The organism is Phenylobacterium sp. (assembly GCF_004299445.1).
Classification (GTDB): domain Bacteria; phylum Pseudomonadota; class Alphaproteobacteria; order Caulobacterales; family Caulobacteraceae; genus Phenylobacterium.
On sequence record NZ_SCTC01000017.1, the window covers coordinates 1 to 19698 of the forward strand.

The following is a 19698-nucleotide window of genomic DNA, read 5'->3' on the forward strand; positions in this document are numbered from 1 at the left end:
GGGACGCCAGCGTCCGAAAGGCCCTGGGCCAGGATCTGCAGCGTCACGGTCTTGCCCGTTCCGGTCGCCCCGGCCACCAGCCCGTGGCGGTTGGCCCGATGCAGCAGCAGGTGTTCCGGCTGGCCCGAGAACCCGATCAGAACGCCGTTGTCGGCCATACGCTACTCTCCAGCTCGGCACGCGCAGCAGGCGCGGCCTCTTGAAACCACAGACGACACAGAAAACACAGAAGGGGTCCGTGTCACCGGCCGAACCACAGCCCTTCTGTGTTCTTCTGTGTTTTCTGTGGTTGAATCAAATGGGGCGCCGACGCGCCCCGAACGCGTCAGTTCGGCGACAGTTCATGCCGAAAATCGGGACAATGAGGGCAAAGACACTGCCAAACCGCGCCAAAGCGGGGTAGAGCACGCCCGATTTGACGGCGTAGCCGACCACGCCGACATTGCCCCGAGCCTTCTCTGAAAGCGCGCATGCCCGTCGAAAGACCCACGCCGGCCGTCGATCCCGTCTCGCGCAACGCGCTGGTGATCCTGGCGACGATCGCCGCCGGGACCGTTCTCTACGTGCTGGGCGACATCATGACGCCCCTGGCGCTGGCGCTGTTCCTGGCCGTGATGATCGACGGCTTTGCGCGGGTGCTGGAAGCCCGCGTGCCGATCGTCAGCAAGCGCCTGGCCATGCCCGCGGCGATCGTTCTGTCGGTGGCGATCTTCGGGGGCGCGGCGTTCTTCATCGCCGACAACGCCAGCGCGTTCGCCACGCAGCTGGTGGCCGACACCCCCAAGCTCAACGGCCTGATCGCGCGCATCGCCGGCCAGCTGGGCGTCGAGGCCCCGCCGTCCCTCACCCAGCTGGTCCAGCAGCTGAATCCGACCAGCTACCTGGGCCAGGTGGCGCGCGGGCTGCAGACTTTCGTGGCGGCCGCTGCGTTCGTGCTGGTCTACCTGGGCTTCATTCTGGCCTCGCGCCGCGGATGGGAGCGCAAGGCGGTGAGCCTGTTCGGCGACCGCGAGGAGCGGCAGGAAGCCGTGGCCGCGTTCCTGCGCATCCGCAACGGCGTCGAGCAGTACCTCTGGGTCCAGACCGTCACCGGCCTGATGATCGCGGTCGCTTCCTGGCTGGCGATGGTGGCCATCGGCCTGGACAACGCCCTCTTCTGGGCGATCCTCATCTTCATGGCGTCGTACATCCCCGTGGTGGGCGGCATCGTGGCCGTGGCGCTGCCGCCGATCTTCGCCTTCGTCCAGTTCGAGGGAATCGTGCAGCCGCTGGTCCTGTTCGGCGTGCTGCAGGCGATCGGCATGTTCGTCGGCAACGTGGTCCAGCCGCGGATGCAGGGTCGCAGCCTGAACATCGACCCCATCGTCCTGCTGCTGGCGCTGGCGTTCTGGAGCGTCGTCTGGGGGCTGCCCGGCGCGTTCCTGTCGACGCCGCTCACGACCGTGATGATGGTGATCCTGGCCCAGTTCCGGGGCACATACTGGATCGCCGTGATCCTGTCCGCCGACGGCAATCCGGGCGAGCTGCGCCAGGGCGGCGTCGCGCCGCCATCGCCCGGCGGCCCCGCCAAATCGACAAAGACCTCTGCGCCGAAGCGGCGCTCGAAGAACTTGCCATCCGGGACTTAAACTCCGATGCACGCCTCCCTATCTATTGTTGGCTGGACGACCCAAACCTCCAGCAGGTGCGTCCGTTTCCCAACCCCACGGGCGCAGCGAGCACCAGGTGTTTCGCCGGTCCCCCTCGGCGAAACCACACGCCGCCGGACACTCTCCTCCGGCGGCGTCCTCGCGTTCCGGTCCCATCTCATTTCGACGGCCTCTACCCGCATTGACGAGGCGGCCCGATGACCCGCGCGCCCCGCTCTCCCGGCAAAGGGGCCGCCGCCGGGCTCGCCCGCGCCCTGCAGGCCGAACTCAAGGACGACGCGGCCGTCGACGGCGCCAAGGCCTTCGCCAGGCAGGCCGCGGCCGACGCCCAGCCTGAAGAGATCGACCAGCTGGGCGCCCAGGGCCTCGCCCGCAACCTCGCCGACTTCTGGCGCTTCGCCGAACGCCGGCGCGGACGCGGCGCGCAGATCCGCATCGCGCCGGCGTTGAACGCCGAGCTCGACCGGCTTGAGATCGTGCAGGACGACGCGCCCTTCCTCGTCGACAGCGTGATGGGCGAGATCGCCGACCAGGGCCTGCAGGTCCGCGCGCTGTTCCATCCCATCGTCGAGGTGAAGCGCGACCGCTCCGGCGACCGCGCCGAGACCGGCGCGCCGCGCCGCGAGTCGATGATCCAGGTCCTGCTCGATCCGGTGGGCCGCGACCGGGAGAAGACCCTCGTCGAGGGGGTCAAGGCCACGCTGTCCGACGTGCGTCAGGCCGTCGAGGACTTCCCGGCGATGCTGGAGCTGATGGGACGGACCGTCGCCGAACTGGACGCCTCGGGCCGCGCGCGCCCCGACGAGGTGGAATTCCTGAAGTGGCTGCGGGCCGAGCACTTCGTGTTCCTGGGCGCCCGCGTCTACGAATACCCTCGGCTGAAGTCGGGCGAATACGCCGCCGAAGAGCCGCTCTACCAGGCGAAGGATGGCCTTGGCGTGCTGCGCGATCCCGAGCGCACCGTGCTGCGGCGCGCCAACGAGCCGGCCGTGCTGATGGCGGCCATGAAGGACCGCATCGTCCGCGATCCGGCGGTGACCATCGCCAAGTCGAACGTGCGGAGCCGCGTGCATCGGCGCGGCTACATGGATTACGTCGGCATCAAGCGGTACGGCGACGACGGCCGCCCCTCGGGCGAGGTGCGCTTCGTCGGCCTGTTCACCGCGGAGGCCTACGACCAGCCCGCCGGCGTCGTGCCGCTGGTCCGCGAGAAGGTGTCGCGTGTGCTCGCCCGCGCCGGCGCCGCGCCCGGCAGCTACAACGAGAAGCGCCTCAAGAACATCGTCGAGAACCACCCCCGCGACGAGCTCTTCCAGATCAGCGAAGACGAGCTGCTGGAGATCGCGCTCGGCATCCTGCATCTGTCCGACCGACCGCGGGTGAAGCTGTTCGAACGCAAGGACCCGTTCGACCGGTTCGCCTCGGTGCTGCTGTTCGTGCCGCGCGATCGCTACGATTCCGACCTGCGCAAGAAGGCCGGCGACATCCTGACCGAGGCCTACGGCGGTCGACTGTCGGCCTACTACCCCAGCTTCAGCGACAGCCCGCTGGCGCGCGTCCACTTCATCATCGGGTTCACGCCGGGCCAGCATCGGCTCCCCGACCTGCGCCGGCTGGAGGCCGAGATCACCGAGGCGGCCCGAACCTGGGAAGATCGGTTCGACGCCGAGGTGCGCGCCAGCGGCCGCGAGGCCGGAGCGGTGGGCGACGTGGTCGCCCGGTACCGCGAAGCTTTCCCCGCCGGCTATCGCGACCGCTTCAGCGCCGCCGAGGCGCTGGACGACGTGGCCGTGATCGACGGCTTCTCCAGCGACCAGCAGATCTGCGTGCGGGCCTATCGCACCGACGCCGACGGGCCGCTGCATTTCCGCTTCAAGCTCTATCGCCGGATCGTCCCGGCCGCGCTCGCCGACGTGCTGCCGATCCTGGAGAACATGGGCCTGAAGGCGCTGGCCGAGGCCGGGTTCGCCATCACGCCGGAAGGCCGCGACGCGGTCTGGATCCACGACTTCGAGATCGAGGACCCCCGCGGCGCCGACCTGGTGTTCGCCGAGATCAAGGACGCGTTCGAGGACGCCGTCGTGGCCGTCTGGAGCGGCCGCACCGAGAATGACGGCTTCAACCGGCTGGTGATGGAGCTGTCCATCCCCTGGCGCGACGCGGCCCTGATGCGGGCGCTCGCGCGCTACCGGCAGCAGTCGGGCCTGGACCCCTCCCAGCGCGTGCAGGAAGAGGCGCTGTCGAATCATCCCGGCGTGGCGCGGCTGATCCTCGATCTCTTCCGCATAAAGTTCGACCCCGCCATCGCCGCCGACGTCGCCGTGCGTCAGGAGCAGGCCGCCGCGGTCATGGACGAGGTCAACGAGGCGCTGCAGCTGGTCGAGAGCCTGGACGACGACCGCGTGCTGCGCCGCCTGGCGCTGCTGGTCGGCGCGATCCAGCGGACCAACTTCTATCAGCGGACCGCGGACGGGGCGGTGAAGTCCTACATCTCGTTCAAGGTGGCCAGCGGCCAGCTGGCCGATCTGCCCGCGCCCAAGCCGTACCGCGAGATCTTCGTCTCCTCGACCCAGGTCGAGGGCGTTCACTGCCGGTTCGGCCCCGTGGCCCGGGGCGGCCTGCGCTGGTCGGACCGGCGCGATGACTTCCGCACCGAGGTCCTGGGGCTGGTGAAGGCCCAGCAGGTCAAGAACGCCGTGATCGTGCCCGTAGGCTCGAAGGGCGGCTTCTATCCCAAGCAGCTGCCCAAGGGCGGCTCGCCCGACGCCGTGCGCGCCGAGGCGATCGCGGCCTACAAGGTGTTCCTGTCGGGCCTGCTGGACATCACCGACAACCTGGACGCCAAGGGCAAGGTGATCCCGCCGCAGGGCGTGGTCGTCCATGACGGCGACGATCCGTACCTGGTCGTGGCGGCCGACAAGGGAACCGCCACCTTCTCCGACATCGCCAACGGGGTGGCCGAGTCCTACGGCTTCTGGCTGGGCGACGCCTTCGCCTCGGGCGGGTCGGTGGGCTACGACCACAAGGTGATGGGCATCACCGCCCGCGGCGCGTGGGAGGCCGTGAAGCGGCACTTCCGCGAGATGGGCAAGGACATCCAGTCCGAGCCGTTCACGGTCGTTGGTTGCGGCGACATGTCGGGCGACGTGTTCGGCAACGGCATGCTGCTGTCGCGGTTCACCCGCCTGCAGGCCGCGTTCGACCACCGCGACATCTTCATCGATCCCGATCCGGACCCTGTGAAGAGCTATGCCGAGCGCGAGCGGATGTTCGCCCTGCCCCGCTCGTCCTGGCAGGACTACGACAAGAAGAAGATCAGCAAGGGCGGCGGCGTGTTCTCGCGGTCGGCCAAGTCGATCCCGCTGTCGCCGCAGATCCGTGCGTTCCTGGGCACCGAGGCCGAGACCCTGGCGCCGACCGAGGTCATCAACTTGATCCTCAAGGCGCCGGCCGAGCTGCTCTACCTGGGCGGCATCGGCACCTATGTGAAGGCCAAGGGCGAGAGCCACCTCGACGTGGGCGACAAGGCCAACGACGCCGTGCGCGTGAACGGCGAGGACCTGCGGGTCCAGGTGGTGGGCGAAGGCGCCAACCTGGGCCTGACCCAGGCCGGGCGCATCGAGTTCGCCATGAAGGGCGGCCGGGTCGAGACCGACGCCATCGACAACTCGGCGGGCGTCGACTCCTCGGACCACGAGGTGAACATCAAGATCACCACCGGCATGCTGGAGCGGCAGGGCAAGCTGACGCGGGCCCAGCGCAACAAGCTGCTGCCGCAGATGACCGACGACGTGGCGACCCACGTGCTGGTCCACAACTACGACCAGACCCTGGCCCTCTCGCTGCTGGAGCTGGACACCGTGGGCGAGCTGGCGCCGCACGCCCGGTTCATGAGCGAGCTGGAGCACGCGGGACGGCTGGACCGCGCCGTAGAGGGCCTGCCCGACGCACTGGAGGTCGCCGAGCGGACCAAGGCGGGCAAGGGCCTGTACCGGCCCGAGCTGGCCGTGCTGCTGGCCTACGGCAAGCTGGAGCTGAAGCGCCTGATCGCCGCCAGCGACGCGACCGAGGATCCGTTCTTCGAAGGTCGCCTGGAGACCTACTTCCCGAAGCTGCTGCGCAAGTACAAGGACGCGATCCGCGGCCACCGCCTGCGGCCCGACATCATCGCCACGGTCATCGCGAACGACATGATCAACCGCTGCGGGCCCTCGTTCCCGTCGCGGACGATGACGTCGGCCGGCTGCGACGTGGTGGCCCTGACCGCCGGCTACGAGGCGGCCAAGCAGGCGCTCGATTTCGAGACCCTCTGGGGCCAGGTCGAGGCGATGGACCTCAAGATCCCGTCGGCGGGCCAGCTGGCGCTGTTCCGGCGGCTGGTCTCGGGTCTGCGCGGCGCCACATTCTGGCTGGCGCGTCGCAGCGGCCGCGAGGGCCTGACGGTCGCCGAGCTGACGGCGCGCTACGCCCCGGGCTTCAAGAGCCTGCACAGCCTGCTGCCCGAGATTTTGCCAAAGGCCGAGCGGGCGCAGGTGGACGCCCACGTCGCCCGGCTGGTCGAGGCCGGCGCGCCGCTGAAGATGGCCGAGGCGGCCGCGGTGCTGGGTCCGCTGGCCAACGCCGTTGACCTGGTGGACCTCGCAGAAGCGTCCAGCTGGAGCCTGCCCAATGTGGCGCGGCTCTACTACGCCACGGGCGCGGCCTTCGCCTTCGACCGGGTGCGCGCGGCGGCCGGCGAGTTCCGGGCGGGCGACATCTTCGAACGCACCGCGCTGCGGCGGCTGATCGAGGACCTGCTGAGCGAACAGACCCAGCTGACCCGGGCGATCATGGCCTTCGCCGGCGGCTCGCAGGCCGGCGACGATGCGGTCTCGGCGCGGAATGCGGTCTCGGCCTGGGCGGCGCTGCGTCCCGACCTGGCGCAGGCGGCCACCCGCACCGTGGAGGAGATCGAAGCGGGCGGCGGCGGCTGGACCTTCGCGAAGCTGACCATCGCGAACGCCGCCCTGCGCGAACTGGCCGCCGAAGCGGCGAGCGGCCGGAAGCGGCGGGCGTCCTAGGGCGAGGCCGGGAGCGGCGAGGATGGTGGAGCCGGAATGTTCCTGCTATGTTCGCAACCATGTCTTCGCTTGTGGAGCATCGCCGAACGCTGGGGACATCTGCGTCCCGCCCCGTTGCGCGCCCAGGGCGACGCAAGGCATCAGAAGGCATGGCGCGTGAGATCGTTCTCGACACTGAGACCACGGGGTTCGATCCCCTGACCGGCGACCGGCTCGTCGAATTGGCGGCGCTGGAGATCGAGAGCTTCGTGCCCACCGGGCGCAGCTTCCACGTCTACATCGACCCCCTGCGCGACATGCCCGCCGAGGCCGAGAAGGTGCACGGGCTGTCATCGGCGTTCCTGCGGGGCAAGCCGCGGTTCGACAGCGCCGAGGTGGTGGACGCGTTCCTGGAGTTCGTCGGCGATGCGCCGATCATCGCGCACAACGCCGCCTTCGACCGCGCCTTCGTGAACTGGGAGCTCGCCAACTGCGGGCGCGCCGAGATCCATGAAGCGCAGTGGATCGACACCCTGGCCCTGGCCAAGCACCGCTTCCCGGGCATGCACAACTCGCTGGACGCCCTATGCAAGCGCTTCAAGATCTCGCTGAGCGAGCGCGAGAAGCACGGGGCGCTGATCGACGCCAAGTTGCTGGCGGCGGTCTATCTCGAGCTCAAGGGCGGCCGTGAGCGGCGCCTTGAGCTATCCGCCGAGACCACTTCGACCTCGGTGTCGATGACGGTGCGGGTGGACTATGGCCCGCGGCCGCGGGCGCTGGCGCCGCGCTCGACCGACGCCGAGCGGGCGATCCACGCCGCCTTCATCCGCGACAAGGTGAAGGGTGAGGCGCTCTGGGCGCCGTTCGGGCTGGAAGGTCTGGTCGAGGCGGAAGAAAAGGCGGCCTAGCGCCAACTCTCCCTCCCCTTTGGGGAGGATGGCGAGCGCAGCGAGACGGGTGGGGGAGGATCGATCCTCCCCGACGTCAGCACTCCGGCCCACACGTCCCCACCGGGCTCGCCGCAGGCGAGCTGTCCCTCCCCAGGGGGAGGGAACGACATCAGGCGTGGCCGACCTGGGGTTCCTGGGCCTTGCGGGCCGCGTAGACGCCGGCGAAATCGATGGGGTCCAGCAGGAAGGGCGGGAAACCGCCTTCGGCCGTGACCTCGGCGATGATCCGGCGCGCGAACGGGAACAGGTAGCGCGGGCACTCGATGAGCAGCACCGGCTCCATCTCCTCGGGCGGCACGCCGCCGATGGCGAACACGCCGCCGTACAGCAGCTCGACATGGAACAGCGGGCCGTCCGGCCGCGCGGCGCGGGCCGAGAGCTTCAGGTCCACCTCGAACAGGCCGTCTTCGCGACCGCGGGCGTTCATCTCGACGTTCAGGTCGATCTGCGGCTGGTCCTGGCTGGGACGCAGGGCGTCGGGCGCCCGGGGGTTCTCCATCGACAGGTCGCGGATGAACTGGGCGAGGATACGGATGCCGGGCTCGCCGCCCTGGGCCGGAGGCGCGCCAGCGCCAGCGTCGATTTCGCTCATGATGTCTCGGAAATCTCTTCGTTCGGACGCGGAGATCGCGTGCTTTCGGGGCGAGCGGCTAACATGGCGCCCCAATCGATGCAACGCCGCCCCTGACGGCAGCGTTCCTGCGGACTATATAGGTGTATTCGGCGTATAACGTTCGTCAGAAGCGCCGCCACCACCGAAAGCCCGCCGTTGCAAGTCCTTCAGCTGATCATCCTCGCAGGTCTCGCCGCCATCGTGCTGTACCAGCTCTATTCCGTGCTGGGCCGGCGCAAGGGTCTGCAACCTGAGGATCGCCAGACCGTCGAGGCGGTGGAACGGCGCGCGCCCGCCCCGCTGCAGAGCGGCGAGACCGTCGATGACGGCGTCGAGCTGACCGGATTGGCCGCCGTCCGCGCGAAGGACCCGACGTTCGACGTCAGCCGGTTCCTGTCCGGGGCCAAGAGCGCCTACGAGATGATCGTGAAGGCGTTTGCCGAAGGCGACCGCGAGACGCTGAAGAACCTGCTGGCGCCCCAGGTCCTGGCCAGTTTCGAAGCGGCGATCGACGCCCGCGAAGCTCAGGGCCGGACCGAGGCGGTGGAATTCTACCAGAGCCCGCGCGCCGACCTGGAGCGCGCCGACGTTCGCGATGGCGATCTGGCGCAGGTGACCGTGCGCTTCCTGGCGGAGTTCCGCAGCCGCACCAAGGGCCCCGAGGGCGAGGGCGTCGACGACCGCCGCACCGCCGAACTGTGGACCTTCGAACGCCGGCTGAAGAGCCGCGACCCGAACTGGCTGCTCGTCAACGTCGACGCCGCCGAGGCCTAACCGGGCATGCGACGGGGCGTCCTCGCGGCGATCCTCGCCGCGCTCAGTCTTGCGGCCTGCGCCACGCCCTCGGAACACGGCCCGACGCCGCCGGGCTTTCCAACGCCTTCGGCGCCCCCGGCGCGACCGACCCCTCAACCCCGGGCGCCCGAGGCGCCCGCCCGTATCGAGCTGTCGCAGCTGCCGGGCTGGTCCGCCGAGGACCATGACAGCGCCTTCGAGGCCTGGCGCGCCACCTGCCATGCGAGCCGCGACCCGGGTCTGGCCGACCTCTGCGCCCGCGCCCGCTCGGCGGGGCCGATATCCCCAGGCGATGGCCGCACGTTCCTGGAGCGGGCTTTCCAGGCCCAGCGCGTGGGCGACGGCGAGGGCGTGCTCACCGCCTATTTCGCGCCGGTGTACGACGCGCGACGCACGCCCACTTCCGAGTTCACCGCCCCCGTGCGGCCCCGGCCCGCCGACCTGAAGGCCGTCGACGCGGCGACGGTCGTGCAGGTGCTGCCAGACGGCAGCGAGGTCCCCTACCCCGACCGCCTGACCATCGAGACCAGCTCGAACGCCGGCGCGCTGGCCTGGATGCGGCCCGAGGAACTGTTCTTCCTGCAGGTGCAGGGCTCGGGCGTGCTGGTGCTGGAAGACGGTACGCGGATGAAGGCGCTGTATGCGGCGCACAACGGCCACCCGTTCGTGGGTATCGCCAACCCGATGCGGGACCGGGGCCTGCTGGCGCGCGACAATACCTCGGGCGATGCGATCCGCGGCTGGCTGGCCGCGCATCGCGGCTACGAGGCCGACGAGATCATGCGGCTCAACCCCCGCTACGCCTTCTTCCGCCTGGCCCCCGACGACGGAAAGCCGCCGGTCGGCGCGGCCAACATCCCCCTGCCCCGCGGCCGGGCGGTGGCGGTGGACCCGGCCTTCCACGCCGTGGGCGAGCTGCTGTGGATCGACGGCGAGGCGCCGATGCTGGCGGGCGCCTTCCCGACCTACCGGCGGCTGGTGACGGCGCTGGACACCGGGGGGGCGATCAAGGGCGACGTGCGCGCCGACCTCTACCTGGGCGAAGGCGCTGCGGCCGGAGCCGAGGCGGGCCGCGTGCGGCATACGCTGAAGATGTGGCGGCTCGTTCCGCGGTCATGAAGCGGCCCTTGAAGCCCGAGGAGCAGCGGCTTTGGTCCATGGTGGCGGCGACGGTGCATCCCCTGCCCAGCCGGTTCGCGCCGAAGACGCCGCGGCCGCAGACCCTGGACGCCGCGGCCCGCATTGAGCCCAGCCGCGCCCAGGAAGCCAAGCAGCGCCTGCGTGAGGCGCTGGAGGGCATCGAGCCCAACCGCCGCCACCGCATCGCCAAGGAGCGCGAGGAGATCGGCGCGCGCATCGACCTGCACGGCCTGACGCAGGACCGGGCCAAGGCGGCGCTCGAGGGGTTTCTCCACCGCGCCTTCGACGACGGCTGGCGCGCGGTGCTGGTGATCACCGGCAAGGGCGTCCAGGGCGACGGCGTGCTGAGAAAGCGCGTCCCCGAATGGCTGGGCGAGGCCCACCTGACCCACATCGTGGCCGGGATCTCCGAGGCCGCCCGTCACCACGGCGGGGCCGGGGCGCTTTATGTGGCGCTGAAACGGAAGCCCCGCACGTGATCTCCCCTGCCCCCGCGAAGCGGAGAGGGAGAAGAGCTCACATCGGCAGCGCGAAGGCCACCAGCTGGTCGCCCCGCCGCGTGTCGCTCTTGGCGTGGCCGCCAGCGGCGATGACGACATACTGGCGGCCCTTCCAGACATAGGTCATGGGCGTGGCCTGGCCCCCGGCCGGAAGCCGCCCCTTCCAGAGTTCCTTGCCCGAGGCGGCGTCGAAGGCGCGCAGGTAGTTGTCCATCGCCGCGCCGATGAAGACCAGGCCGCCGCCCGTGACGATCGGCCCGCCGAAGTTGGGCGTGCCGAGGTTCTTCATGAACAGGTGGCTGCCGGGTGCGAGGTCGCGGGTGGTCCCCAGGACGACCCGCCAGATGACGCGGCCGTCCTTCAGGCTGACCGCGGCCAGCGTTCCCCAGGGCGGCGGATTGCAGGGCAGTCCCAGAGGCGAGCGCAACAGGTCGCGACGCATGCCATAGGCGGCGCCCTCCTGCGGACTGATCTCGACGTCGGGTTCGGCGTCCTGAGCGGCCCTGACCTTGTCCTTGGGGATCAGGGTGATGTGGTGCAGCGCCGAACTGGTGTTGACGTAGGCGACGCCGGCTCTGGCGTCGTAGGCGATGCCGCCCCAGTTCGAGCCGCCGCCGGTGAAAGGGTACATGATCGTGCCGCCGCCCGTCATGGGCGGGGTGTAGAGCCCCTCGGCCCGCGCGCCGGCCAGCTTCTTCCGGCAGGCGGCGCGGTCCCAGGGCGTCAGGCCGAAGGCGTCGTCGGGTTTGATGCGGTTGGGGGCCAGCGCCTCTGGCGCCACCGGGAACGGCTGGGTCGGCGACAGAGTCTCGCCCAAGGCCCCGCCTTGCGGGACGGGACGTTCCTCGACGGGAATGATCGGCTGGCCGGTCTCGCGATCGAGGGTGAAGAGCAGGCCCTGCTTGGTGGTCTGGATCACCGCCGGGCGGGGTGGGCCGCCCTTGTAACTCACCATGCCCAGGGTCGGCTGGGCCGGGACGTCGTAGTCCCAGACGTCGTGGTGCACGGTCTGGAACGCCCAGGCGACCTCGCCTGTGGCGGCCTTCACCGCGACCACCGAGTTGGCGTGGCCGGCGTTGCCGGGCCGGGCGGCGCCGTAGAAATCGGGGCTGGGGCTGGAGGTGGGCAGGAAGACCAGGCCGCGCTCCACGTCCACCGACATCGGCGCCCAGACGTTGGCGGCGCCGGCCGCGACGGCCGGTTTGGCCGCGGCCAGCGGATCGTAGGCCCAGCGCAGACGGCCGGTGACGGCGTCGAAGGCGTGGACCGCGCCCGAGGTCTCGTGGACACGCTGGTTGTCGTCGATGGACGAGCCGGTGATCACGACGCCGTCCACCACGACCGGGGCCGAGGTGATCTGGGCGCCAGCCGGACGGGCCAGCTTCGCGCCCGGCATGGCGTCGACCTGGCCGTCCCGGCCGAAGCCGGCGCAGGTCTTGCCGGTGGCCGCGTCCAGCGCGATCAGGCGCCGGTCGTTGGTGGCCATGAACACCCGCTCGGCGCAGGGGGCGCCCGCCGGCGCGGCTGGGTCGCGCCAGTAGGCGACGCCGCGGCAGTTGTAGCTGTTGGGATAGTGCAGCGTGTCGTCGATCCGGGCGTCGTAGCGCCAGAGCCGCTTTCCGGTCTGCGGGTCGTGGGCGCTGACGTCGTTGAAGGGCGTGCAGATCATCAGCCGGCCGCCGGCCAGAATCGGCGTGACCTCGAACGCGGCGCGGTCGCTGGCGTCAGGATGCCTGGCGAGTTCGCCCGTGGAATAGGTCCAGGCCACCTTCAGGCCCCGGACATTGGCGGGCGTGATCTGGGCGGCGGGCGAGAACCGCTGGCCGCCGGCGTCGCCGCCGTAGTGGGCCCAGTCCACGTCCGGCGCGGGGGCAGCCCTGGGGACAGGCTGGGCGCAGGCGGCGAGTGCGAGGGCCGAGGCGGCGGCGAGGAAAAGGCGCTGGGTCATGGCCGATATCATCCACACACCTGGAAGGGCGGACAGCTCTGCTGGGGCGGACGGAGGACCGGTTGGGACGAGCGGTGGAGCCGAGGCCCGCCGGGATCAGCCCCGCGCCGCCTTCTCCGCGAGGCCCGAGGTTCCCTCGCGGGCTTCCAGGCGTTCGGCCACTTCCTCCAGGCTGACGCCGGCGGCCGCGATCAGGACCAGCCAGTGGTAGATCAGGTCGGCGCTCTCGGCGGTCAGCGCGTCGCGGTCGCCCTGAGCGGCGGCGATGACGGTCTCGACCGCCTCCTCGCCCATCTTCTTGGCGGCGCGGTCCATGTCGCCCAGCAGCTGGGCGGTGTAGGACTTGGAGGTGTCGCCGCCCCTGCGGCTCTCGATGGTGGCGGCCAGGCGGTCGATGACGTTGGCGAAGCGGGTCATGCGGCCTTCTCCGTGAGACGCACGGGCACGCCGGCAGCGGCCATCGCGGCCTTGGCCTCGCCGATCGAGACCTCGCCGAAGTGGAAGATCGAGGCGGCCAGCACCGCATCGGCGCCGGCCAGCACGGCGTCGACCAGATGCTGGGTGTTGCCCGCGCCGCCCGAGGCGATCACCGGCACCGTCACGGCCGAGCTCACGCGCCGCACCAGCTCCAGGTCGTAGCCGGTCTTGGCGCCGTCGCGGTCCATCGACGTGAGCATGATCTCGCCCGCGCCCTTGGCGACGACCTCGACCGCATAGTCGATCGCGTCCAGCCCGGTGGGGTTGCGCCCCCCATGCGTGAAGACTTCCCAGCGGCCATCGGCGGTCCGCTTGGCGTCGACGGACACGACCACGGCCTGGGAGCCGAAGGCGTCGGCGCAGCGGCTGACCACGTCACGGTCGGTTACGGCGGCTGTCATGATCGAGATCTTATCGGCGCCCGCGAGCAGCAGGCGACGCCCATCCTCCACGCTGCGGATCCCGCCGCCCACGCTGAGGGGCATGAAACAGACGTCGGCGGTGCGAGCCACCACGTCGAGGATGATGCCGCGGTTCTCGTGGCTGGCGGTGATGTCGAGGAACATCAGCTCGTCGGCGCCGGCCGCGTCGTAGGCCTGGGCCTGTTCGACGGGGTCGCCGGCGTCCACCAGGTTCACGAACTGCACGCCCTTCACCACCCGGCCGTCCTTGACGTCCAGGCAGGGGATCAGGCGCACCTTCAGGCTCACGCCGCGATCTCCAGGGCCTGGGCCGGGTTGATCGCGCCGTTATAGAGCGCGCGGCCCAGCACAGCGCCGGCCACCGGCACGCCTTTGCGAGCCTTCAGCTTGATGATGTCGTCCACGCTGGCAAGGCCCCCGGCGGCGATGACGGGGATCGAAACCGCGTCGGCCATGGCGCCGAACGCCTCGACGTTGAAGCCCATGACCGTGCCGTCGCGGTCGATGTCGGTGACGATCAGTGCGGCGACGCCGGCGTCTTCGAAGCGCTTCGCCACGGTGATCGCGTCCAGGTCCGAGTCGGCGGTCCAGCCCTCGACGGCCACCTTGCCGGCGCGGACGTCGACGCTGACCGCGATCTGCTCGGGCCATTTGCGGGCGGCGTCGAGCACGACCTTGGGCTCCTTCACCGCCACCGTGCCCAGGATCACGCGGCTGACGCCCGCCTCGATCCAGCGCTCGATGTCGGCCAGGGTGCGGATGCCGCCGCCCAGCTGCACCGGCACCGACACGGTGGACAGGATCTTCTCGACGGCCGCGCCGTTGACGGCCTTGCCCTGGGTCGCCCCGTTCAGGTCGACCACGTGGATCCAATGGAAGCCCGCGTCGACGAACGCGCGGGCCTGAGCGCCGGGATCGGTGTTGAAGACCGTGGCGGTGGAGAGATCGCCGTGCAGGACGCGCACGCACTGGCCGTCCTTCAGGTCGATCGCCGGGTAGAGGATCACGGGCGCCACTCCAGGAAGTCGGCGAGGAGCCGGAGGCCTGCCGCTTGGGATTTTTCGGGGTGGAACTGCACCCCGGCGAGGTTGTCGCGAGCGACGGCCGCCGGGAAACGGCCGCCGTGGTCCACATAGGCCGCCACGTGCGCGGAGTCTTCCGGGAACATGGCGAAGGAATGGGTGAAATAGACGGGGGCGCCGCCCTTCAGGCCGGCCAGGATCGGGAGGTCGGTGACGACCTCCAGGCTGTTCCAGCCCATGTGCGGCACCTTCAGCGAAGGGTCGGCGGGCTCGATCCGGCGCACGTCGGCCTCGATCCAGCCCAAGCCCGGGGTGACGCCGAACTCCAGGCCTCTCGTCGCCATCAGCTGCATGCCGACGCAGATGCCCAGGAACGGAACGCCACGTCCGCCGACCGCTTCGTTCATGGCTTCGATCACCCCGGTCCGCTCGCTGAGCGCGGCCATGCAGGCGGCGAAGGCGCCCACGCCGGGCAGGACGACGGCGTCGGCAGCGCGGACGGTCTCGGGATCGTTGGTGACCACGATGCGGGCGGTCCCGGCCGCGGCGCGGACGAGAGCCTTTTCGGCCGAGCGGAGGTTGCCCGACCCATAGTCGATCAGGGCGACGCTCTTCATCAGGATGGGTTTCCTAGAGCACGCCCTTGGTGGAGGGGGCGTGGCCGTGGGTCTTTGGATCGAGCTCGACGGCCTGGCGCAGGGCCCGCGCCAGCGCCTTGAACCCGCTCTCGGCGATGTGGTGGCTGTTGGTCCCGCGCAGCAGATCCAGGTGCACGCAGGCGCCCAGGTTCATCGCGAACGCGTGGTGGAATTCCTTGAACAGCTCGGTGTCCATGTCGCCCACCTTGGGCGTCCGGAACTCGACGTTCCAGATCAGGTAGGGCCGGTTCGACAGGTCGATGGCGCAACGCGACAGGGTCTCGTCCATCGGGATGTAGGCATGGCCGAAGCGGCGGATGCCCTTGAAGCCGTCCAGCGCATCCTTGATGGCCTGACCCAGCACGATCCCGGTGTCTTCCACCGTGTGGTGCATGTCGATGTGCAGGTCGCCCTTGGTCTCGACCTCGATGTCGATTCCGCCATGGCGGGCGAAGCTGTCCAGCATGTGGTCGAAGAAGCCGATCCCAGTGGTCACCTTGGACACGCCGGTTCCGTCCAGGTCCACGGCGACGCGGATCTGGGTCTCCTTGGTATTGCGGACGACTTCGGCCTTCCGGCTCATCGCGTCAGTACCCCTTCGACTCGGCCAGTTCCTTCAGCGACACCGCCGGACGCGGGCCGTAGTGCGAGATCACCTCGGCCGCCGCCAGGCTGGCCAGCTTGCCGCACTGGTGCAGCGGCCGCCCCCGGGAAAGGCCGAACATGAAACCGGCTGCGTATTGGTCGCCCGCGCCGGTCGTGTCCACGACTTTCTCCACCGGCTCGGCGTCGACCGTCAGCCGCTGACCATAGTCGAGGATCACCGAGCCTTTTTCGCTGCGGGTGATGGCCGCGATCTTCACGTGCGGTCGCAGCTGGTGCAGGGCGTCGTCGAAGCGCTCTGTCTCGAACAGCGCCTTCAGTTCCGCCTCGTTGGCGAAGAGCAGATCGACCTGACCCTCGATGAACCCCAGCAGCGCCTTGCGGTGACGCTCCACGACGAAGCTGTCGGAGAGGGTCAGCGCGATCATGCGGCCGGCGCCGTGCGCCAGGGCCGCGGCCTTGGCGAAGGCCTTCCGGGCCGCTTCGGCGTCGAAAAGATAGCCTTCGAGGTAGACGATCCTGGCCGCCTCGACGACGTCCTTCTCCACGTCGCTGTCGGTGAACTCCACCGACGCGCCCAGGAAGGTGCACATCGTGCGCTGGGCGTCGGGCGTCACGTTGATCATCGAGACCGCGGTGGCGGGGCCGCCGACCAGGGGCGTGTTCTCGAAGCGCGCGCCCATGGCCCGCATGTCGTGGGCGAAGATCCGGCCCAGATGGTCGTCGGCCACCTTGCCCATGAAGGCGCCCTTGCCGCCGAAGCTGGCGAGGCCCGCGATGGTGTTGGCCGCCGAGCCGCCCGAGGCCTCCACGGCCTGCTGCATCCTGGAATAGAGCGCGGCGCTGGCCTCGGGATCGACCAGCATCATGGCGCCCTTGGTCAGCCCGTTCTCCGAGAGGAAGGCGTCGCTGCAGGGGGCGATCACGTCGACGATGGCGTTGCCGATGGCGGCGACGTCGTAGAGCTCTGGCATTGCTGGCGGAATTCCGTTCGGCTTGGAGGGCGGGGCTTACAGCGAAAGCGGTGGCGGCGCTAGGTCCGGACGCCGGCGCTGCGACGGCGTCGTGGTGGCGCAGACCGCATGGACGCGTCGGCGTTTCGGCCTAGTTTCCCGGGGGAGACATCAGGAGGACGCAAGAGGATGGCTCTTCTGACACGCCGCGCATTCGCGGCGTTCGCCGCATGCGCGTGCCTGCCTGCCGCCGACCTGGCGCAGGCCCCCGACGCGGCGCCCAGGTTCGTCTGTCCGCCCTGCGGCTGCGGCAATGACGGCAAGGTGTTCGACAAGCCCGGCGTCTGCTCGGACCCCGCCTGCGGCATGACGCTGGTCGCCGCGCCGGTCGAGACCCCGCCGAAGCCTTCGACATAGAGCGGACGGACGCTAACCGCCCCAGCCGCGGCTGCCGCCCGAGCTGCGGGCCGACATGCGGCCGCCGAAGCCGCCGCGGGAGATGACCGAGCTACGGGTGCGGACCTTCTGCGGGGCGTTGTAGACGTCGGGGGCGTCGAAGCCGCGGCTGCCGACGCGGGTGCGGCCGCTGGAATAGTCGGTCCAGACCCGTCCGCCGCTCGAGGTGTAGAAGCCGCCGTCGCGCCAGTCGCGGTACATGCCCCGGCCGCCCCAGCCGCCGTCCAGCATCTGGCCGACGATGAAGCCGGTCATGAGCGGGCCCCAGAACGAGCCGCCGCCGTTCGCCTGGCTGCGCGGGACGCACTGGCCGGGTCCGTAGACCTCTTCGCAGGTGGCCTGCTGGTCGTACTTCGGGCTCTTGGCCTCGTCTTCCTTGGCGGCGGCGTCGGCCTTCACGCAGGCGTCGTCCGGCACCTCGTTCTTGTCCTTGCACTCCTGCAGGGACGCATAAGCCCAGGCGTCCACCGACTTGCCGGGGTTCTCGATGCGGACGTTGTCGGCCGGGTTGTCGCCACAGGCGGTCAGCGACACGCCGCCGGCGGCCATCAGGGTGGTGAGCGTCAGTTTGCGCGTGCGTTTCATGGTCCCGTACCCCCTTGGGGCCCTCAGGCCGTCATGCAGGCGGCGTTCAGGATGCCCACCGCCAGCGAGATGAAGAGCAGGTACAGCGCCGTCGACATCTCGCCGCGCTCGATGCGGGCCGAGACATCGGGCAGCGCGATGCGGCGCACCGCGACGAAGGTGACGATCTGGATCACGCCGGCCAGCAGCGCCCAGGCCACGAACTCGGGCAGCGAATGGGTCTGGGTCAGGGCCGAGGCCAGCGGGATCACATAGCCCAGCAGGGCGCCGCCCAGGGTCACCGCGGCCGCCGTGTTTCCGGCCCGGATCAGCGCACCCTCGTCGTGCGGCGTGACCCAACGATAGACCGCCTTGAAGATCAGTGCGAAGCCGCCCGCGGCGAGGAAGGCGAGCGCGAAGCTCAGCGCGCCGGACCCGAACGCGTAAGGATCGAAGACAATCATCGCAGCCCCTTCAGTTCCGAACGCCCAGTCCGGCGTCCATTCCCTAGCCAGAGTTAGAGACTCCGCCGGGCGGCGGATGCTCTAGGCCTCAAACTCACCGACATCCAGCGGGATGCCGATCATGATCTCGTGCGTGAGATCGCCGCCCTGCGGCTCCATCTCGATGGCGAGCAACAGTTCACTACCCTCGCCCGGCAGGTCGCGCGAGAACAGCATGCAGGTCTGATAGATCCGCCGGGCGTTGCGCCCTGAGCGGTCGTCGTAGACGTTCTCCCAGAAGCTGACCGGCTCCTGCCGCGCGTCGGTGTCGCCGAACCAGAAGCGGCGGTAGACGTCGAGCCCTGGCTGGGTGAACGCCGGCGCGCGCAGGCGGTCAGCCCAGTCGCGACGCGCGTGGCCGTCGGGGGGATAGGCGGACGACCAGGGGCGGAAGACGGTGAAATCCTCAGCCTCCAGGCCTTGCGGATCGGGTGACACCATCTGCAGCATGACGTCGTCTTCGGTATAGAACCGGTGGACCCAGCCATCGACGCCCAGGTCGATGGAGCCCTGGGCCACGATCTCGAGGGTGTCGGTGTCCATCTTGAACAGCGCGTCAGAACCCAGCCGCCGCCATGCCAGGGGATCGAGCCTTACGGTTCGCCCGATCGTGACGTTGCGCACCACCGGAATCGCCGGTTCGGCGTCCTGTTGTTTGCCGCCGCCAAACAGTTTGCGGAAGACCACGTCGTCAGCCCTTGTTATGCCCCAAGCATAGACCCATCTTGCGAAGTGTCAAATATACGCGTATGTATACCATGAATGCGACGGACCGCGGATAGCATGAGCTTGAGCCCCGCAGAACGGACTCGTCTGTGGCGCGCCGAGCGCCAGCGGCTGGGCCTCGTGAAGCTCGAGCTCTGGGTGCCTCCCGGCGCCAAGGCCGACATCCAGGCCGCCGCCCGAGCCATTATCACAGCGTCGAGCCGCGGACCGGCGCTGCTGAGAAACCCAGACCCTCCGCAGGGATCATTCCAGATGGACCATGTCATCGACACCGACTGGTCGGTGAAGAGTCTAGCCGCAGCGCTGACCGAGACCCGGCTGCTGCGCGACGGTGAGCTGACCGCGCGCGTGCTGGAAGGCTCGGAGCCTGTCCTGCAGATCACCATGCACGAGTTCGGCGATCTGCCGATCTATCTGTCCGTCGGCGCCGAGCAGATCGTCGTGAGCGCCCTGATGTGGCCCGTCGACGAGCAAAAGGACCAGGCCGCCTTCAACGTCTTCCTGCTGAAGGCGCAGAAGCTGGTGCCGCTGTCGAATTTCGGCATCACCACCGTGGCTGGCCGAGACTACTACGAGATCTTCGGCGAGCTCGCCTGCAAGACCACCCTGCAGACCGTGATCATCGAGCTGCGCATGCTGGCCGAGAACGCCATCCGCGCCGCCGATGAGCTGCGGGAAACCTTCGCGTCGGCCGCCTGAG

20 protein-coding genes are annotated in these 19698 nt (G+C 69.7%); 8 read left to right on the plus strand and 12 right to left on the minus strand.

Going from position 1 to position 19698, the window contains the following annotated elements; translation table 11 throughout:
* Nucleotides 1-158 (minus strand): helicase HerA-like domain-containing protein (locus tag EPN98_RS04630; RefSeq protein ID WP_293361214.1); only part of this gene is annotated, 158 nt, incomplete at its 3' end.
* Nucleotides 159-470: 312 nt separating this feature from the next.
* Here EPN98_RS04630 and EPN98_RS04635 point away from each other — a divergent pair.
* The 3 genes from EPN98_RS04635 (at nt 471) to dnaQ (ending at nt 7596) form a co-directional block, all read left to right on the plus strand.
* Nucleotides 471-1628 carry an AI-2E family transporter gene (locus EPN98_RS04635; RefSeq protein WP_293360989.1) on the plus strand — a complete coding sequence of 386 codons (1158 nt, stop codon included), beginning with the start codon at nt 471-473 and terminating at the stop codon, nt 1626-1628.
* A 218-nt stretch (nt 1629-1846) separates the two neighbouring features.
* Nucleotides 1847-6709 (plus strand): NAD-glutamate dehydrogenase, encoded by a 4863-nt coding sequence (locus EPN98_RS04640; protein WP_293360991.1) that lies wholly within the window; start codon nt 1847-1849, stop codon nt 6707-6709.
* A 149-nt stretch (nt 6710-6858) separates the two neighbouring features.
* The gene (gene dnaQ, locus EPN98_RS04645) at nt 6859-7596 is read left to right on the plus strand and encodes a DNA polymerase III subunit epsilon (RefSeq protein WP_293360993.1); all 738 of its coding nucleotides are present in this window, start codon (nt 6859-6861) and stop codon (nt 7594-7596) included.
* Nucleotides 7597-7747: 151 nt separating this feature from the next.
* On the opposite strand, the gene secB is transcribed toward dnaQ, so the two are convergent.
* Nucleotides 7748-8230: a protein-export chaperone SecB gene (gene secB, locus EPN98_RS04650; protein ID WP_293360995.1), complete on the minus strand. Its 483-nt coding sequence runs from the start codon at nt 8228-8230 to the stop codon at nt 7748-7750.
* Nucleotides 8231-8407: 177 nt separating this feature from the next.
* Between secB and timA the strand changes: the two genes are divergently transcribed.
* From timA to EPN98_RS04665, 3 genes are read left to right on the plus strand one after another with little or no spacing between them, the layout of a single operon-like run.
* Nucleotides 8408-9025 carry a TIM44-related membrane protein TimA gene (timA, locus tag EPN98_RS04655; RefSeq protein WP_293360997.1) on the plus strand — a complete coding sequence of 206 codons (618 nt, stop codon included), beginning with the start codon at nt 8408-8410 and terminating at the stop codon, nt 9023-9025.
* Nucleotides 9026-9031: 6 nt separating this feature from the next.
* Complete coding sequence (locus EPN98_RS04660) at nt 9032-10165, plus strand: MltA domain-containing protein (RefSeq protein WP_293360999.1); 1134 nt, start codon at nt 9032-9034, stop codon at nt 10163-10165.
* 8 nt (nt 10166-10173) lie between these two features.
* Nucleotides 10174-10665 (plus strand): Smr/MutS family protein, encoded by a 492-nt coding sequence (locus tag EPN98_RS04665; protein ID WP_366558458.1) that lies wholly within the window; start codon nt 10174-10176, stop codon nt 10663-10665.
* Nucleotides 10666-10702: 37 nt separating this feature from the next.
* Here EPN98_RS04665 and EPN98_RS04670 read toward each other — a convergent pair whose 3' ends face one another.
* The 7 genes from EPN98_RS04670 to EPN98_RS04700 all read right to left on the minus strand — a co-directional run bounded on the left by EPN98_RS04670 (nt 10703) and on the right by EPN98_RS04700 (nt 16770).
* The gene (locus tag EPN98_RS04670) at nt 10703-12634 is read right to left on the minus strand and encodes a pyrroloquinoline quinone-dependent dehydrogenase (protein WP_293361003.1); all 1932 of its coding nucleotides are present in this window, start codon (nt 12632-12634) and stop codon (nt 10703-10705) included.
* 96 nt (nt 12635-12730) lie between these two features.
* A complete protein-coding gene (locus tag EPN98_RS04675) occupies nt 12731-13051 on the minus strand; it encodes a phosphoribosyl-ATP diphosphatase (protein WP_293361005.1) in 321 nt (106 codons plus the stop codon).
* The gene (gene hisF / locus EPN98_RS04680; RefSeq protein WP_293361007.1) at nt 13048-13821 is read right to left on the minus strand and encodes an imidazole glycerol phosphate synthase subunit HisF; all 774 of its coding nucleotides are present in this window, start codon (nt 13819-13821) and stop codon (nt 13048-13050) included. Before hisF ends, EPN98_RS04675 begins: the two co-directional genes overlap by 4 nt.
* Entirely contained in the window at nt 13818-14540 is a 723-nt protein-coding gene (gene hisA, locus EPN98_RS04685; RefSeq protein WP_293361009.1) for a 1-(5-phosphoribosyl)-5-[(5-phosphoribosylamino)methylideneamino]imidazole-4-carboxamide isomerase, read from the minus strand. The genes hisF and hisA overlap by 4 nt, the downstream gene beginning before the upstream one ends.
* Nucleotides 14537-15172, minus strand: coding sequence for an imidazole glycerol phosphate synthase subunit HisH (gene hisH, locus EPN98_RS04690; protein ID WP_293361011.1), 636 nt, complete (start codon nt 15170-15172; stop codon nt 14537-14539). The genes hisA and hisH overlap by 4 nt, the downstream gene beginning before the upstream one ends.
* 13 nt (nt 15173-15185) lie before the next feature.
* Entirely contained in the window at nt 15186-15776 is a 591-nt protein-coding gene (hisB, locus tag EPN98_RS04695) for an imidazoleglycerol-phosphate dehydratase HisB (protein ID WP_293361013.1), read from the minus strand.
* A 4-nt stretch (nt 15777-15780) separates the two neighbouring features.
* Entirely contained in the window at nt 15781-16770 is a 990-nt protein-coding gene (locus EPN98_RS04700) for an adenosine kinase (RefSeq protein WP_293361015.1), read from the minus strand.
* Nucleotides 16771-16938: 168 nt separating this feature from the next.
* Here EPN98_RS04700 and EPN98_RS04705 point away from each other — a divergent pair, with 168 nt between their 5' ends.
* A complete protein-coding gene (locus EPN98_RS04705; RefSeq protein ID WP_293361017.1) occupies nt 16939-17166 on the plus strand; it encodes a hypothetical protein in 228 nt (75 codons plus the stop codon).
* A gap of 12 nt (nt 17167-17178) precedes the next feature.
* On the opposite strand, the gene EPN98_RS04710 is transcribed toward EPN98_RS04705, so the two are convergent.
* The 3 genes from EPN98_RS04710 to EPN98_RS04720 form a co-directional block, all read right to left on the minus strand.
* Complete coding sequence (locus EPN98_RS04710; protein WP_293361019.1) at nt 17179-17790, minus strand: DUF1190 domain-containing protein; 612 nt, start codon at nt 17788-17790, stop codon at nt 17179-17181.
* 23 nt (nt 17791-17813) lie between these two features.
* The gene (locus EPN98_RS04715) at nt 17814-18233 is read right to left on the minus strand and encodes a DUF350 domain-containing protein (RefSeq protein WP_293361021.1); all 420 of its coding nucleotides are present in this window, start codon (nt 18231-18233) and stop codon (nt 17814-17816) included.
* An 81-nt stretch (nt 18234-18314) separates the two neighbouring features.
* Nucleotides 18315-18959 (minus strand): DUF2491 family protein, encoded by a 645-nt coding sequence (locus EPN98_RS04720; protein ID WP_293361023.1) that lies wholly within the window; start codon nt 18957-18959, stop codon nt 18315-18317.
* Nucleotides 18960-19055: 96 nt separating this feature from the next.
* Between EPN98_RS04720 and EPN98_RS04725 the strand changes: the two genes are divergently transcribed.
* Complete coding sequence (locus tag EPN98_RS04725) at nt 19056-19697, plus strand: DUF2170 family protein (protein ID WP_293361025.1); 642 nt, start codon at nt 19056-19058, stop codon at nt 19695-19697.
* Nucleotide 19698: the final 1 nt, after the last annotated feature.

Excerpts from the sequence above, each read along its gene's own strand:
- EPN98_RS04670 (WP_293361003.1), bottom strand. The coding sequence starts at position 12,634 with ATGACCCAGCGCCTTTTCCTCGCCGCCGCCTCGGCCCTCGCACTCGCC.
- EPN98_RS04640 (WP_293360991.1), top strand. The coding sequence starts at position 1,847 with ATGACCCGCGCGCCCCGCTCTCCCGGCAAAGGGGCCGCCGCCGGGCTC.
- EPN98_RS04705 (WP_293361017.1), top strand. The coding sequence starts at position 16,939 with ATGGCTCTTCTGACACGCCGCGCATTCGCGGCGTTCGCCGCATGCGCG.
- EPN98_RS04660 (WP_293360999.1), top strand. The coding sequence starts at position 9,032 with ATGCGACGGGGCGTCCTCGCGGCGATCCTCGCCGCGCTCAGTCTTGCG.
- dnaQ (WP_293360993.1), top strand. The coding sequence starts at position 6,859 with ATGGCGCGTGAGATCGTTCTCGACACTGAGACCACGGGGTTCGATCCC.
- hisH (WP_293361011.1), bottom strand. The coding sequence starts at position 15,172 with ATGAAGAGCGTCGCCCTGATCGACTATGGGTCGGGCAACCTCCGCTCG.
- EPN98_RS04710 (WP_293361019.1), bottom strand. The coding sequence starts at position 17,790 with ATGAAACGCACGCGCAAACTGACGCTCACCACCCTGATGGCCGCCGGC.
- EPN98_RS04725 (WP_293361025.1), top strand. The coding sequence starts at position 19,056 with ATGAGCTTGAGCCCCGCAGAACGGACTCGTCTGTGGCGCGCCGAGCGC.
- EPN98_RS04675 (WP_293361005.1), bottom strand. The coding sequence starts at position 13,051 with ATGACCCGCTTCGCCAACGTCATCGACCGCCTGGCCGCCACCATCGAG.
- hisB (WP_293361013.1), bottom strand. The coding sequence starts at position 15,776 with ATGAGCCGGAAGGCCGAAGTCGTCCGCAATACCAAGGAGACCCAGATC.
- EPN98_RS04635 (WP_293360989.1), top strand. The coding sequence starts at position 471 with ATGCCCGTCGAAAGACCCACGCCGGCCGTCGATCCCGTCTCGCGCAAC.
- EPN98_RS04700 (WP_293361015.1), bottom strand. The coding sequence starts at position 16,770 with ATGCCAGAGCTCTACGACGTCGCCGCCATCGGCAACGCCATCGTCGAC.
- secB (WP_293360995.1), bottom strand. The coding sequence starts at position 8,230 with ATGAGCGAAATCGACGCTGGCGCTGGCGCGCCTCCGGCCCAGGGCGGC.
- EPN98_RS04715 (WP_293361021.1), bottom strand. The coding sequence starts at position 18,233 with ATGATTGTCTTCGATCCTTACGCGTTCGGGTCCGGCGCGCTGAGCTTC.